At 63.7% G+C, this 15,581-nt stretch carries 10 protein-coding genes; 2 read left to right on the forward strand and 8 right to left on the reverse strand.

The genetic code is table 11. The features are described 5' to 3' along the window. Positions 1–11: 11 nt before the first annotated feature. From F562_RS0110910 to F562_RS0110920, 3 genes are all read right to left on the reverse strand, one after another. Positions 12–692, reverse strand: a complete 681-nt coding sequence (locus F562_RS0110910; RefSeq protein WP_156822622.1) for a hypothetical protein — start codon at positions 690–692, stop codon at positions 12–14. 166 nt (positions 693–858) lie between these two features. After that, a complete protein-coding gene (locus tag F562_RS0110915; protein WP_026181201.1) occupies positions 859–2,166 on the reverse strand; it encodes a D-arabinono-1,4-lactone oxidase in 1,308 nt (435 codons plus the stop codon). Then, positions 2,159–3,304 carry an alanine racemase gene (locus F562_RS0110920; RefSeq protein ID WP_018156997.1) on the reverse strand — a complete coding sequence of 382 codons (1,146 nt, stop codon included), beginning with the start codon at positions 3,302–3,304 and terminating at the stop codon, positions 2,159–2,161. The genes F562_RS0110915 and F562_RS0110920 overlap by 8 nt, the downstream gene beginning before the upstream one ends. A gap of 265 nt (positions 3,305–3,569) precedes the next feature. Here F562_RS0110920 and F562_RS18820 point away from each other — a divergent pair, with 265 nt between their 5' ends. Next, complete coding sequence (locus F562_RS18820; RefSeq protein ID WP_018156998.1) at positions 3,570–5,666, forward strand: PhoX family protein; 2,097 nt, start codon at positions 3,570–3,572, stop codon at positions 5,664–5,666. 81 nt (positions 5,667–5,747) lie between these two features. After that, positions 5,748–7,721 carry an alkaline phosphatase PhoX gene (locus tag F562_RS0110930; RefSeq protein ID WP_018156999.1) on the forward strand — a complete coding sequence of 658 codons (1,974 nt, stop codon included), beginning with the start codon at positions 5,748–5,750 and terminating at the stop codon, positions 7,719–7,721. 21 nt (positions 7,722–7,742) lie between these two features. Here the strand turns inward: F562_RS0110930 and F562_RS20200 are convergent, their stop codons facing one another. From F562_RS20200 to nuoL, 5 genes are all read right to left on the reverse strand, one after another. Beyond that, complete coding sequence (locus tag F562_RS20200; protein WP_169333381.1) at positions 7,743–9,431, reverse strand: glycosyltransferase family 2 protein; 1,689 nt, start codon at positions 9,429–9,431, stop codon at positions 7,743–7,745. An 89-nt stretch (positions 9,432–9,520) separates the two neighbouring features. Beyond that, positions 9,521–10,522, reverse strand: a complete 1,002-nt coding sequence (locus F562_RS0110940; RefSeq protein WP_018157000.1) for a polyprenyl synthetase family protein — start codon at positions 10,520–10,522, stop codon at positions 9,521–9,523. Then, the gene (gene nuoN / locus F562_RS0110945) at positions 10,519–12,081 is read right to left on the reverse strand and encodes an NADH-quinone oxidoreductase subunit NuoN (protein ID WP_018157001.1); all 1,563 of its coding nucleotides are present in this window, start codon (positions 12,079–12,081) and stop codon (positions 10,519–10,521) included. Before nuoN ends, F562_RS0110940 begins: the two co-directional genes overlap by 4 nt. Then, positions 12,078–13,622 (reverse strand): NADH-quinone oxidoreductase subunit M, encoded by a 1,545-nt coding sequence (locus tag F562_RS0110950; protein ID WP_018157002.1) that lies wholly within the window; start codon positions 13,620–13,622, stop codon positions 12,078–12,080. The genes nuoN and F562_RS0110950 overlap by 4 nt, the downstream gene beginning before the upstream one ends. Beyond that, positions 13,622–15,559, reverse strand: coding sequence for an NADH-quinone oxidoreductase subunit L (nuoL, locus tag F562_RS0110955; protein ID WP_018157003.1), 1,938 nt, complete (start codon positions 15,557–15,559; stop codon positions 13,622–13,624). Before nuoL ends, F562_RS0110950 begins: the two co-directional genes overlap by 1 nt. Positions 15,560–15,581 lie beyond the last annotated feature (22 nt).

A 15,581-nucleotide genomic window follows, 5' to 3' on the forward strand; every position in this document is an offset into this window, starting at 1 on the left:
CGACGCCGCCGTCAACTCTTCGCGCACGCGACACGGTCCGCCTTGTTCAACGCCGAGCCGCATATGGTGACCGCCCACTTGAGTTCGGCGGTGTAGTCCCGACCACCAGCGGTGTAATCCACCATGACTTCCTCGATCTTTGCCCCCTTAGCGCCGGCCTCTACCGAGTAGATGAAATCCAGGATGCCCTTTGCCGGGTCCCCAGTGTTCTTGCACGACCGCCGCACCTTGTACCCCTCCAAGTCAAGGATGTAGTGCCCCCGGTTCGCCGCCGCCCCAGGCTCAGCCCCAAACTCAGTCCAACCAGCCTTTGGGCGACCGTATGCCGACTGGAAAAGCTCGAACGGCGGCGCCACCTCGGTCTTCGACTTCATGACCACTTCGGACCGTCCCACCCGTCGAATGGCAGGGATGAACTGCAGCGGCTCAACCGACGCCGAATACCGCACCTTCCGAATGGTGCTGACCACACCCTGCCCCTCGCCCTTCGTGCACAGTCCGTACCCGAAACTGCGGAAACGCGGCTTGGCAGACGGCCTCAGAGTCAACTCACCATCACCGGCCACAATGGACAGCGGGCCATCACGCTCAGAATCTGCTTCCCCGCCGCACCCGGTCCATGCCACGACACTAAACAGCACGCACGCCGAAGCAACACCTACCGAGCGAAGGTGGGTACGAAGGAATCTCACGGATGGGTCCTACGCATCAACTTGGCACTGTGCGCATGTGCGTCATTCACTTTCCAGCCTCGGCCGCGTTGAACAACATTCCCCGCCTGGTTGTCGATCTGTGGATCATAGCCAGAGGCTGTCGCCCTGGAGCGCAGTTAGCCAAACGCCAGTCGTGCGGCGGCTGCTACCCCCCGAGCACCTGCTCCAGATGAGAATTGCCGAACACCCGGTCCGGGTCGAGCCGATCGCGCAGCTCGACAAAATCGTCGAACCGTTCGTAGCGAGCGCGCAGGTCGGCCGCGCGGAGATCGTGCATCTTGCCCCAGTGCGGGCGCACCTCCGGGCCCATGAGCATCTTCCAGACATCACCAAAATAGGGCTGCTCGGAAAGCCGGTGATACTGGTGAATCGCGACATAGGCGCTCGGGCGCCCGTACGACGTCGACAACCACCGGTCATCCGCCGCCGTAAACCGCACCTCGACCGGGAAAGTCACTCGCTGATCACCACGGTGGAAATAGTCGCGCAACGTCCGCAGCGCGCCAGCCACCTGGTCCCGTGGCATCGACAGTTCACTCTCGCGGAATCGCACGGTCCGCTCAGTAGTCAGGACGGAGTACGACCGATCGGTGTAGGTGCGCTCGGTCAGCACGCGTGCGGTCAGTTGGTTCACGCGCGGGATCAACGTAGGTGCCCGAGATGTCACTCGGTTGATTCCTTCGAATGCGGAGTTCGCGAGGATCTTGTCATCGAGCGTCGCTCGCCAGCGCGGCAACGGGTTCGCCTGCTCCGTTGCCTCTAGCCGGACGTTCGTCTTGGTCTGCACCCGGTCGGTGTGCGGGAAGTAGAAGAACTCAAAGTGGTCCTGGCCCTCGACTATCTCGGGGAGACGCTCAAGGACGGCATCAAGCCGGTCCGGTGATTCATGGGCACGCAGCAAAAAGGCTGGTACGCATTGCAGTTCGTATTCCGTCACGATGCCGAGCGCACCCAGGCCCACCGCGGCCGCAGCCACACGATCTGGCTGGTGGGCGTCGTCATAGCGAACGACGGACCCGTCTGCCAGCACCATCTCGATCGCGCGCACGAAGCCTGCGAGACCAGTCAGGGCATCGCCCGTGCCATGAGTCCCGGTCGCAATCGCCCCCGACACCGTCTGCCCGTCGAAGTCGCCCAGATTGGGCATTGCCAAACCAAGGTCCCAGAGCGCGGGGTTCATCTCGCGCAGCCGGGTCCCAGCGCGGACGCGAACCCGCTGGGTGTGCACGTCGTGACTCACGATCCCCGTGAGTCGGTGCAATTGAAGCTGGAGATCAACCGGTTGACCGATAGCGCTGAACGAATGTCCCGCGCCAATCGCCTTGACCTTGCGTCCAGTTCGAGCAGCAAGCGCAACGGCCTCGGCAACCTCCTCGGTGGTCGCCGGCGCGAGCACGTCGAAGCCGCTGGCGGCCACATTGCCAGCCCAGTTCTGCCACATGCGTTCAGCCAAAGTTCTTCCCTTCACCGCGGTACGTCGGAATCCGGCGTATCTGCTCGCCGTCCACCAACAGCACCTCGTCGAAGCGCTCACACATCTCGCCGGCTTTGGCATGCCGAAACCACACCGGATCACCAATCCGCATTCCGCGGGCCGCCGGGCCGCGCAACGGGGTCTGTACCTCACCGAATCCTTCGTGGGTGAACGGCTTCAGACCCGAAGGGAACGCGACAGTCGGCGTACGGGATGAGCCTACGGGGCCGCTGGCAATGTAACCACCAAACGCCGCGACCACCACGTCCTCCGCAGGCTTGCGCACCACAGGCGACACAAAAAATGCCGCCGGCCGATGCTCGGCCCCGTCGTACCGATCGAACAGCGTAGGAGCGAAAAGCCCTGACCCGGCCGCGAGTTCAGTCACCACCCCGTCGTCCTGAAACCAGTGAAGACTCCCGGTCCCGCCTGCATTGACGAACTCCAGATCTGCATGGTCCTCGACCGCCCGTCGCACCGCGGCCCGGCGCCGCGTCAGCTCGCCCCACGATCGCTGCTTCATCCATCGGATATGTGGTCCGGTGTCCGGGACCCCCGCAATCTGCGCGTCATAGAACATCAGGCCCACCAGACGCACCTGCGGCTCCTTGGCCGCACTCGCGGCGAGTGCCGCGGCTTGCTCGGGCGTCCTGATACTTGAACGATGCGCGCCGACCTGCAGCCCACCAAGACTGACCGCGCAGCAGATGTCGAGGCAGACTCGGACCGGCGCGCCCGTGGCCGCGGCCCGCACCATCTCCAGATGTTCGGGTAGATCCACCATGAAGGTGACCTCACGGGCCGCGACGGGATCATTGCTGACGGCCGCGATCGTGGCCGGGTCGATCGTCGGGTACGCCACCAATACGTCGCGAATTCCCTTGCTGACAAGCCACAGCGCTTCGGGCGCTGAATACGCGAGGACCCCCGCAAAGCCAGGCTGTGCGAGGACCTCCTCGATCAGACCACGCACGCGAATCGACTTGGAGGCCAACCTGATCGGAACCGGGGACCGCTCGCGCATCGACACCGCGTTGGCACGCATCGCTGCGTTATCGACCACTGCCATCGGGGCGACAACTGGCGGCAGCGACGACAAATAGTGAACACTGTTCATTCTTTTAATTCTACGCGTCCGCTGCCGGTCAGCGGGCGGTCTTGCGCGACGAACTAGCCCGCCCACGAAGGTCAGAGCGTCGCCCGTTCGTCACTCAGCCTTCAGGTTGCAGTCATGCGCTGTGCAGGGAAGCGGTCGCCATCGCCTTCTAGGTTTCGAGGGTCAACTCCCTGACCGACCTGAAGGACGACGTTTTCCCGTGACTGTCGAATCCCGATCACTTCTGCCTCTGCTGCCCCTACCCCATCGTGGCGGCCGCAGCCCCATGACCTGCAAATACAAGTGCGATGACGCCTGTAGCAAACCCACCAGGAACACCTCACCCAACGAGTACTTCGGTGATGTCGTCGCTCGGAGCGCAAGCCGCCGTACAGTCCTGAAGGCTCTTGGTGTGACTGCCGCGTCCGCCGGGGCCTACTCCGTCGCGGGCGCTGCGCCCGCTGCGGCGGCGCCGCCTGCAAGCTCTGGCACCTTTGTCTACGAATTCACCGGGACCGCCCCTGTCCCCTTTGAGACCGACAAGGTCACCACGCCCGAGGGATTCACCTGGAAGCCGCTGGTGAAGTGGGGAGACCCAATCGTCAAGGGCGCGCCCGACTTCGACTTCGACAACCAGACTGCAGCCGCTCAGGAGAAGCAGTTCGGCTACAACTGCGACTACGTCGGTTTGGTCAAGACCGGCGACAACGCCGGCGTCCTCGCCGTCAACAACGAATACACCAACGACGAGTTGATGTTCCGCGACGAAGAGCTCTCCGACGAGCAGATCAAGATCGTCATGGCAGCACACGGCCTGTCGGTAGTCGAGGTCACGCGCGACGGCGCGGAGTGGACCGCCCAGATGGGCGCGGCCCGCAATCGGCGCATTACGGCCAGCACCCCGTTCCAGATCGTTGGTCCGGTGCGTGGGGATGACCTGGTGAAGACCTCCGCCGACCCCAAGGGCGAGACCGTCCTCGGCACCTTCGCCAATTGCGCGGGCGGCGCCACTCCCTGGGGCACCATCTTGTCCGGCGAGGAAAACATCAACGGCTATTTCAATGCGAGCGAGGTTCCGGCTGACCAGCAGGAGGCCTACGAACGCTACGGATTCGACAGCGAAGGTCGCGGCTGGGAGCGCGTCGACCCGCGGTTCGACACCGCCGAGGAGCCGAACGAACCCAACCGGTTCGGATATGTCATCGAACTCAACCCGCTCAACCCCAACTCCACCCCCAAGAAGCTCACCGCGTTGGGTCGCCTCAAGCACGAGGGCGCCAACGTCGTCATCAATGACAGCAGGCATGCCGTGGCCTACATGGGCGACGACGAGAAGTTCGACTACATGTACAAATTCGTCTCCAAGGGCACCTACCGTGACGGCGACGACGCACACAACGCCACGCTGCTTCACGAGGGCGATCTGTATGTCGCGAAGTTCAGCGGCGATGGCGCCGAGGACGGCATCGCCGACGGTACGGGCACCTGGATTCCACTTGTGGAAGGCGGCGAGTCCAAGGTCGAGGGCATGTCGGTCGCACAGGTCCTCGTCCACACTCGGTTGGCCGCCGACACGGTGTCACCGACCAAGATGGACCGGCCCGAGGACGTTGAGCCCAACCCGGTCAATGGCAAGGTCTATGCCGCACTCACTAACAATTCCGACCGCGTGCCGAGTCAGATTGACGACGCCAATCCCCGCGCCAGCAACAAGCACGGTCAGGTCCTGGAACTCTCGCCGAACGACGGCGACCACACGGCGACCGACTTCACCTGGAAGCTCGTCCTGATCTGTGGTGATCCCAACGATCCAGCGACCTACTTCAATGGTTACGACCGCAGCGAAGTCAGCCCCATCTCGTGCCCGGACAATGTCGCCTTCGATGGCCAAGGAAACCTGTGGATCTCCACTGACGGCAACGCTCTTGGCAACGCCGACGCGTTTTTCATGATGCCGCTTGCCGGAGAAAACACTGGTCACCTGCAGCAGTTCCACACCGTGCCCCACGGCGCCGAATCCGCCGGCCCACTCATCGTGGACGACCTCACGGTGTTGTGCTCGGTGCAGCACCCCGGCGAAGTCGACGATGCCTCGCCAAGCAACCCGCAGTCACTGTTCCCCTACGACGGCACCAAGCAGCCCCGCCCGTCGGTCATCCAGATCTTCCGGGAAGCCACCGCGGACCCGTCCGAGTCTCCTACCGGTTCACAGACCGGGTCGCCCACCAGTTCCAGTGGCCACTCCTCCACTGTGTCGGGACCTCCCGTGGAGACAGGCGTGTCCGGCGAAGGCGACAACGCCGCCTCCGTGGGTTTCGGCGCACTTGCGCTCGGCGGTATCGCAGCGGCGGGAGTGGTGGCCCGAAGGAGGCTTAACTCCTAAGGCCACCGCTGTCATTTCCCCCTTCGCGAGGCGAATCAGCCTACGGTTGCTGATATAGCAAACCGCTGCGAAGGAGACGACGTGCCTGCCAACGTCAGCCGAATCCGTTCCATGCTCCCGATCGCGGGCGCCGGTGGCGGCCGTGCGTCGATGACCTGTCGTCACCGGTGCAGCAACCAGTGCGATCAGGCTCCGCCGAACACCTCGAACAACCCCTACTTCGGTGACATCGTCGCTGCCGGCGCCTCGAGGAGAACGGTGCTGCTCGGCGGCGGCGCGGCTTTCGCCGTCGCCGGTTCCAGCGTCGCGGCGGCGGAGCCGGCCGCCGCCGGCGGTGGGCGCCCGTCGAAACGCAGCAAGTACGTCTACGACTTCAGCTCTATTCCAGCCCGGTCGGCGGACTGCGACCAGGTCGACGTACCGCGCGGATTCCGGTGGGAGCCGCTGTTGCGCTGGGGTGACCCGATTCTGCCCGGCGCTCCCCGGTTCGACTTCGAGCACCAAACCGCCCGAGCCCAGGAACGGCAGTTTGGCTATAACTGCGATTATGTCGGCCTGGTGCGTACCGGCCGACGCACCGGACTTTTGAGCGTCAATCACGAATACACCAATGAAGACCTGATGTTTGGCGTGACCGACTACGCCAAACTGTCCGACGAGCAATTGCGGATCGCCATGGCCGCCCATGGATTGTCTGTCGTGGAGGTTCGCAAGGACGGAAAGCGTTGGCGTGCCCGACTCGGCTCGCGCCATAACCGCCGCTACACCGCCTCAACCCCGTTCCGACTCGACGGCCCGGCCGCAGGTGATCCGCTGGTGCGTACCTCCGCCGATCCAAAAGGCCGGACCGCGCTCGGCACGTTCAACAACTGCTCGGGCGGTACAACCCCCTGGGGTACGACGCTGCACGGCGAGGAGAACATTCACGGCTACTTCAACGTGACCTCCGTGCCCGAGGACCAGCAGCAGGCCTACGAACGCTACGGGTTCAGCGGGACCGGCCGCGGGTGGGAGCGCGTCGACCCGCGCTTTGACACCGGCCAAGAACCCAACGAGCCCAATCGGCACGGCTGGATCGTCGAAATCGACCCGACCGACCCGCGCTCCACACCTCGCAAGCACACGGCGATGGGTCGCTTCAAGCATGAGGGCGCCAATGTCATCATCGATGAGGGCGGGCACGCCGTGGCCTATATGGGCGACGACGAGAAGTTCGAGTACATGTACAAGTTCGTGTCACGCGATAAGTACCGCAAGCGCGACCGACAACACAACCTGACGCTGCTATCGGAGGGCGACCTCTACGTCGCGAAATTCACCGGCGATGGGTTCGAGGACGGCGTCTCAGACGGCACCGGCCAGTGGCTCGCCCTGGTCAAAGATGGCGCCTCAATGGTGGCTGACATGACGGTCGCCGAGGTGCTCGTGAACGTGCGTACGGCAGCTGACCGGCTCGGCGCCACCAAGATGGACCGGCCCGAGGATGTCGACATCAACCCGGTCAATGGCCGGGTCTATGGGGCCTTAACCAACAATGACGAGCGGTCGCCCAGCCAAATTGACGAGGCCAACCCGCGGGCACTCAACAAGCACGGCCAGATCATCGAAATTACGCCGCACAAGGGCGATCACACGAGCACCCGCTGCACCTGGAAACTCGTACTGATTGCTGGTGACCCCGACGACCCCGCCACCTACTTCAATGGCTATGACAAGTCAGAGGTGACCTCGATCTCCTGTCCCGACAACGTCGCCTTCGATGGACGGGGTGACTTGTGGATCTCCACCGACGGCAACAAACTCGGCCACAACGATGGCTTCTTCCTGATGCCATTGAAGGGGCGAGACAAGGGCAAGTTGCAACGCTTCCTCAACGTGCCCACAGGTGCAGAGGCCTGCGGTCCGCTCATCGTTGACGACGCCACGGTGTTCTGCGCAGTGCAACACCCTGGCGAGATCGACGGCGCGACTCCGGAGAATCCCGCCTCGCAGTTCCCCTACGAGCGCAACCGCCAGCCACGGCCATCGGTCATTCAGGTGTGGAAGGAACGCTAGCCGTCGCGACGACAGGTGTGCTCAGCGGCGCGACGCCATCCTGCTGACCTGACGTTGTACGCGCTGCAAGCGGCGACGGACCAGGCGCCCCAAGCGTTTGAGGTCGCGAGCGCCTGCTCGCGACCGGCTCTCGGCCGCCTCCGCGAACGTGCGGCTGCGGCCTGCCACTGACTGTTGTCTCTTGATCTCGGCCTCACGCTCGGCGGCAAAACGACCCGGATCCCGCACTGCGACACTGAGATTTTTTGCACCGCGAGTTGCGTACGGCCACACCATCATTCCGCCCACAAGGCGCGGGGGCGGCAGCGGCTGACCGTGCAGTGGCACCCGATATTCCGAGGCCCACCCAGCGCCCACAACGCGGCCACGCAGATCGAGGTACCCACCTTTGGGGTGCTGTTCGGCGAGTTGACGAGCATCGATCAGGACCTCTGTCGTGGCCTCAAGCGTGTCGCCTTCAATGCGCTCCGACGTTCCTGGGGCGTAATCAACAGCAAGCGATTCTCGGTCGACCACCAGCACGCTCATCCCGACTGTCTGGTCGGAAATGTCGATCTTGGGCAGCTCAAGATCGGGTACGAAGTGGTGGGTGTCCCAGTACACCGTGTCGCCCTCCGTCACGGTTCGGATCGCACGCCCGTCGGAGTAGATCAGACGACCGTGCACCAGGACCCGGATCTTGTCGTCGTCGGTCCAGGCGACCTCATCGACCGTGATCCGGGAAGTCACGCCGCGTTCGGCGTCACCAACAATCCGAATGTCGTCCAGGGTGTTGTTGGCCAACATGTGAGAGCGCAGCCGAGCACCTGCACCAAGCCACGGCCACTGCTTCTCGCCCAGGCCGAATCGCTCTCGCACCCGGCGATGCTCGCGGAACAGCGTTTCTTGATATTCGACCGACTTGTTGAGCAGGGCACCGCCGCGCAGCCGCACCAAGACCTTTCGGTCATACCAGTGCGCGTAGAGCTTGTCGCGCAGCGGCCCAGGCTCGGTATTGGCCTCGATGACTTCGAGGATCTCTTCGACGCATTGGACATACCGTGCCGGGTCGAACTGCGTCATGCTCGCGTTGTCGTCACCCGTGCTGCGCCGCATCCAGTAGTAACAGAGCTTGTCTGCCAGGATCGAGATCCGCTCAGCAGCGAAGTAGCACTTGATGAAGAAGAGATGATCCTCCAACCGGACCCGCCCCTCCGGGAAGCGGATTCCATGCGCACGCACCATCTCAGTCCGGACCAACTTGTGTGGCGTCATGATTGCAAGGACCGGGTCCTTGCCGAGCTTGGCGTCCTTAATGTTCTTCCGAAAGACATGGCGGGGCACGCCACGCCCGGGTCCGACCCCAACCTCCTTGGGAATGACGATGTCTGCGCCAGTCTCCTGGGCATAGTCGTACATCCACTCCAGCGCACGCGGCGCAAGTTTGTCGTCGTTGTCCGCGAAGAAGAGAAACTCGCCTTGTGCAGCATCGATGCCTAGGTTGCGAGGCTTGCCCGGCCACCCAGAGTTGGGCGTACTGTGCAGGACCCGCACGTGTGGTCGGGAAGCAGCCCATTCGTGCAGGCGCTCCCGCGTCCCGTCGGTCGAGTCGTCGTCGGCGAAAATCACCTCGAACTCTGTGGAGGGCATGGACTGCTGGTCGATGCTCGTGAGGAGCTCGGTGATATCAGTGCCCGGGTTGTATACCGCAACCACGAGCGTTACTTTCACGGCCAAGACTATTTCTCCCCCAACGTCACCTGACGGTATTTTTGCCACTTCACCCTACTCCGGCCATTCGGGTCAGTCTAAAACCCGCTTCAGGAGGTACGGCTCGCCACGGCGAGCGGCAGTGCCTCCAGGGCATCCCGCGCGTCTGAGGCGGGAAGGGTACGCGCCAAGTCGGCGGCCCGTCTGGCAAGACGCTGAGTGTGCTCCCGCGCCTGCTCGATCGCCGGGTGCGCGCGCAACAGGCCTAACGCCTCCGCGTGCAGCGCGTCATCGACCAACGGCTCGGAGATCAACTCACGCAAGCGCGCGCTGCCCTGGTCGGTGGACTGCCGCGCATAGAGCACGGGCAGCGTGAGTACGCCTTCGCGCAGGTCGGTCCCGGGTGTTTTGCCCGATTCCTCCGCGTCGCTGACAATGTCGAGAATGTCATCGGAGAGTTGGAAAACCATCCCGATCAGTTCGCCATATTCGCGCAGGGTGTCGATGCGCTCCGACGGGCACCCGGCAAACATCGCGCCATACCGAGCGGCGGTCGCGATCAGCACACCGGTCTTGTCCGCCAGCACCTTCAGGTAATGCTCAAGCGGGTTCGCCTCATCGGTGGACTGGCGGTCGTCCTGAATCTGCCCGGCACACAGCCGGACGAAGGTCTGCGCCTGGATCAGCACAGCCTCCGCACCGAGGCCCGCCACGATCTCCGAAGCCCGCCCAAAGAGCAAGTCGCCGACGAGGATGGCCGTCGAATTGTCATACGCCGCATTGGCACTCGCGACGCCACGTCGAAGCGTGGCCTCGTCCATCACGTCGTCGTGGTAGAGCGACGCGAGGTGGGTCAGCTCGACACCGACAGCCGCGTCGACGACCTCCGGTGAGCGCCCCTCGCCGATCTCGGCTGCCAACAGCGTCAGCATCGGGCGGAAACGTTTGCCCCCAGCCTCGACGAGGTGACCTGACGCATCGGCGATGAACGGATCGTCGTGATCGACGACTTCCCGCAATCTCTGATCAACCAACTCCAGGCCCTCGAGGAGCTTTTTGCCGAGAGCTGGAGACACCGCCGGGAGCCCGGCCATGGCGGTGGGCGTGGTCACCGGATGAAGATCGACGCGTCGTTGGCCAGATCAAGCAGCGGCGAGGGTGCGACACCCAAGACCACCGTGGCCAGGACCCCGATGGTGACTGCCACTGCCGTCATGGCCGTAGGAGTCACCGCCACGGTGTCGTCCTGAGGGTCCGAGAAGTACATGAGGACGATGATCTTGACATAGACGAACGCGGTGATCATCGAGGCAATGACGGCGATCACGGCCAGCCAGGTGGCGCCGCCGGAGATCGCGGCGCTCAGCACCGCAAACTTCGCGGTGAAGCCAGCGGTCAACGGAATTCCGGCGAAGGCCAACAGCAAGAAGGAGAACGCTGCGGCCACCACCGGGCTGCGCCGCCCAAGACCAGCCCACTGATTCAATCGCGTTGCCTCGTTGCCCTGCGAACGCACCAGGGTGATGAGCGCAAACGCCGCGATCGTGCTGAAGCCGTAGGCCACCAGGTAGAACATGACGCTGGTGACGCCCGCCTTCTCCAAGGCCACCAGGCCCACCAGAATGAAACCGGCGTGGGTGATCGAACTGTAGGCCAGCAACCGCTTCACATCGGTCTGGGTCACCGACAGAATGGCTCCCACCAGCATGGTCAGCACCGCGATGATGGCCACGACCGGCTGCCAGTTCCAGGCGAGGCCGTCGAAGCCGACATACAGCAAACGCAGTAACGCACCGAACGCCGCGACCTTGGTGCACGCAGCCATGAAGCCCGTCACGGTGGTCGGCGCGCCCTGATAGACGTCTGGCGTCCAGGACTGGAACGGCACTGCTCCCACCTTGAAGAGCAATCCCACCAATACCAACATCAGTCCGGGGATCAGCATGGCGTCGACTCCGGTGACCGTACCGATCGCCGCGGCAATCTCACCGAACTTGATCGACTTGGTGGCGCCATAGATCAGCGCCGCTCCAAAGAGGAAGAAGGCCGACGAGAAAGCACCCAGCAGGAAGTACTTCAACGAGGCTTCCTGGGACAGCAGTCGACGGCGGCGCGCCAAACCGGTCAGGATGTAGAGCGGGAGCGAGAGCACCTCAAGGGCGACGAACATGATCAGCAGGTCACCCGCTGCCACAAACATCATCATGCCGGAGATCGAGAACAGCACGAGCGAGAAAATCTCGGTGCTCGTTGCGCCGAGCCGAACAGCGGCCGCCTCCTGCGGAGAGCCTGGAACCGTGGCACCCGATTGGGTGAAGTTGTCCGGCTGGTCCTGGTCGAGTCGCTCGGCCATCGCCAGGACTGCGGTGAACCCGAGGGCCAGGATCGCGCCCTGGAGGAACAATGCGGGCCCATCGATGATGATCCCGCCTGCTGCGGTTTCGCCCTGGTGGTCGCGAGCAACCGTCGCGACGGCGACCAGCGCCCCCAGGAGCGCGACGACGGTGAGGCCGAGTTGCAGAACGTAACGAGACTGTCGTGGTGCGAACGCCTCGATCAGCACCGAGATCAAACCGGCGCCGAACACCAGGAAGATCGGAAGGACACCGAAGTACTCGATCTTGGTGACAACAAACTCAGCAGCCGGAACGCTGACTGGCGCGGCGGTCACTTGTGGCTCCCCTCGGCGACACCCTGCTCAGGCGCCGGATCGGTCACCCCGACCTGCTGCAGCGTCGCATCGACAGCTGGACCCAGGAGGTCAAGGGCAGGCTTCGGGTAGAAGCCCAGGAACAGGAATATGGCGATCAACGGTGCCGCCACAAGCTTTTCGCGCAGCGACACGTCGAGCACGTGGTCTTGGTCGAGCGGCTTGGGTCCGGTCGCAACCTTCTTGTACATCAACAGGACGTACAGAGCCGCAAGGACAACACCGAAGACGGCAATGATGGTGGCGACTTTGTATTTGCCGAAGCTGCCCACCATCACCAGGAACTCGGAGACGAACGAGTTCAGGCCCGGCAACGCGAGCGCCGAGAGACCGGCGATCAGGAAGAACCCGGCCAGGACCGGCGTAACCCGCTGCCAGCCACCGAAGTCGGAGATCTTGCTACTCCCCCGACGGGCAACGAGCATGCCGCCGAAGAGGAACAACGCGGCAGTCGTGAACCCGTGGTTGATCATGTACAGGTTCGAGCCCACTTGCGAGGTGCTGGTCAGCGCGAAGATGCCCAACACGATGAAGCCGAAGTGGCTGATCGAGGTGTAGGCGATTAGGCGCATCATGTCGTCCTGACCGATCGCCACGATGGCGGCGTACAGGATCGAGATGACTGCGAGGGTGATCACGAACGGGGTGGCCCACTGCGAGGCACCCGGGAACAACTCCAGGCAGAAGCGGATCATGCCGTACGTGCCGACCTTGTCCAGCACGCCGACCAGCAGGGTCGAGGTGGCTGGTCGGGCAGCGGCTGCGGCATCCGGGAGCCAGGTGTGGACACCCACCATCGGTGCCTTGACCGCAAAAGCGAAGAAGAAGCCGATGAACAGCCACTTCTCGGCGCCACCGAAGTCGGTTCCCGCGAGGGTGTCGACCAGGAAGCCGTCCCCGCCACGTGGTCCGTTGAGGTAGAGCCCGATGACCGCGACCAGCATGATGAGGCCGCCAGCAAGGGAGAAGAGCAGGAACTTGACGGCGGCATACTGCCTGCGAGCCCCGCCGAACATCCCAATCAGGAAGTAGACCGGGATCAGCATCGCCTCGAAGAAGACATAGAACAGGAAGACGTCGCGCGCGGCGAAGACCCCGATCATGAACGTCTCGAGGATGAGCATCAGCGCGAAGTAGAGCTTCAGCCGGCCGGCGTTGTCGCTGTCGGACTCGACGTCGTCCCAGGCCGCGAGGAGGCAGATCGGCACGAGCACCAGGCTCATCAGAATGAGCGCTAGGGCGATCCCATCGACACCGAGGGCGTAGGACACCCCGAATTGCGGAATCCAGGCGTGCGTCTCGGTGAATTGGTACTTCTGGTCGCCGCCGTCCCACGCGAACTGGGTCGCCGCCACCACACCGAACCCGAGGGTGACCAGCGAGATACCCAACGCAATGGGTCGCACCAACGCCACGCTCTTTGCGGGCAGCAGCGCGATCACGAGCGCACCGACCAGCGGAATCAGACCCAGCAGGGTGAGCCAGGGGAAATCATTCGACATCACTGCACCACCCACACGGCACCGAGGATCACGACGACGCCCACGAGCATCGTCAGGGCATAGGTCCGCACGAACCCGTTTTGCAGCTTGGCCAGGCGGGAGGACGAGCCACCGACCATGGCGGCCAAGCCACCGGCAGCGCCGTCAACACCATGGTTGTCGGCGAAGACCAGCGAGCGGGTCAGATGCAGGCCCGGACGGGCAAACACTGCCTCGTTGAAGTCGTCCTGGTAGAGGTCCTTGCGCGCGGCACGCGTCGCGAGGGAGCCCACCGGCGGAGTCTCTGGGACGTCATCGCGCCAGTAACGCATAAACGCCAACCCAGCACCGATGGCGACCAGGATCAGCGTGGCGGCCATGATCACCGGGATCGGGAGCACGGGGTGTTCCTCGCCGTGGGCACCCACGACCGGCTCCAGCCAGTGCGTCATGATCCCGGTCGGGCCAAGCGCCAGACCCAGGAACGCCGAGCCGACTGCGAGCACGATCATCGGGATCGTCATGGTCAGAGGCGATTCGTGCGGGTGCACGGCCTGCTCACCTTCGGTAATCCACCGGCGCTTGCCGTGGAAGGTCATGAAGAACAACCGCGACATGTAGAAGGCGGTCACTCCGGCACCGATCAGCGCGGCTCCACCAAAGACCCATGGCTGCCAACCTTCACCGATGAACGCCGCCTCGATGACCTTGTCCTTTGACCAGAACCCGGAGAACGGTGGGACTCCAAGGATCGCCAACCAGCCGAGACCAAACGTGATCCAGGTGATCTTCATGACGGCGGACAGTCCACCGAACCGACGCATGTCGACCTGGTCGTTCATGCCATGCATGACCGACCCAGCCCCGAGGAACATCCCCGCCTTGAAGAAGCCGTGCGTCAGCAAGTGGAAGATCGCGAACGCGTATCCCACCGGCCCCAGTCCCGCGGCCAACATCATGTAGCCGATCTGACTCATCGTGGAGGCGGCCAGCGCCTTCTTCATGTCGTCCTTGGCACAACCAACGATCGCCCCGAACAGCAAGGTGATGGCGCCGACGATGGCCACGGCCAACCGGGCGCCTTCGGAGGCGTCAAAGATCGCGTGGCTACGCACGATGAGATAGACACCGGCGGTGACCATGGTTGCCGCGTGGATGAGGGCCGACACCGGGGTCGGGCCAGCCATCGCGTCGCCGAGCCAGCTCTGCAGCGGGAACTGCGCGGACTTACCGCACGCAGCCACCAGCAGGAACAGTCCGATCGCCAGGACCGCGCCCTCGCTCAGTTGCCCCGCAGCGGCGTTGACGCCCGCGAAGTCGACCTTGCCGATGACCGCAAACATCGTGAAGACGGCCAGCAGCAGACCCATGTCACCGACACGGTTGACGATGAACGCTTTGTTGGCGGCGGTGGCGTACGCCGGGTTGTGGTTCCAGAACCCGATCAGCAAGTAGGACGCGAGACCGACACCCTCCCAACCGACAAACAGCAAGACGTAAGAGTCAGCCAGCACCAGCAGCAGCATCGCCGCGATGAACAGGTTGAGGTAGGCGAAGAAGCGCCGCTTGTCAGGGTCGTGCTCCATGTAGCCCAGCGAGTACACGTGGATGAGCGACCCGACGAAGGTGATGAGCATGACGAAGACCAGCGACAGCGGGTCGACCAGCAGGCCAGCGTCGACCTGGAATGAGCCGGCGTGGATCCACTCGAAGAGTTCGACACTCTGCCCGCGCTCTTCGGCGCTGCGACCGGCCATCTGGAGGATCGCCGCGGCGCCGATGACGAAGCTTGCCCAGGCCAGTGCGGTCGCGAGCAGCGGACCGAACTTATTGGTGGCTTTTCCGCCGACGAGGAGCAGCGCGGCACCGGCGAGCGGCAGGGCCACCAGCAGCCAGGCGTACGACGCCACTCCCGATGCGGCAACCGGCTCGGCTACCTCACCACTCGAGGCGAGCATGCTCGCCGCAGGAGTCACAAAA

It is taken from the genome of Demetria terragena DSM 11295 (genome assembly GCF_000376825.1).
In the GTDB taxonomy this organism is placed as follows: Bacteria; Actinomycetota; Actinomycetes; order Actinomycetales; family Dermatophilaceae; genus Demetria; species Demetria terragena.

Coding starts and splice junctions, on each gene's coding strand:
- F562_RS0110920 (WP_018156997.1), bottom strand. CDS start 3,304: ATGAACAGTGTTCACTATTTGTCGTCGCTGCCGCCAGTTGTCGCCCCG.
- F562_RS18820 (WP_018156998.1), top strand. CDS start 3,570: ATGACCTGCAAATACAAGTGCGATGACGCCTGTAGCAAACCCACCAGG.
- F562_RS0110950 (WP_018157002.1), bottom strand. CDS start 13,622: ATGTCGAATGATTTCCCCTGGCTCACCCTGCTGGGTCTGATTCCGCTG.
- nuoL (WP_018157003.1), bottom strand. CDS start 15,559: ATGCTCGCCTCGAGTGGTGAGGTAGCCGAGCCGGTTGCCGCATCGGGA.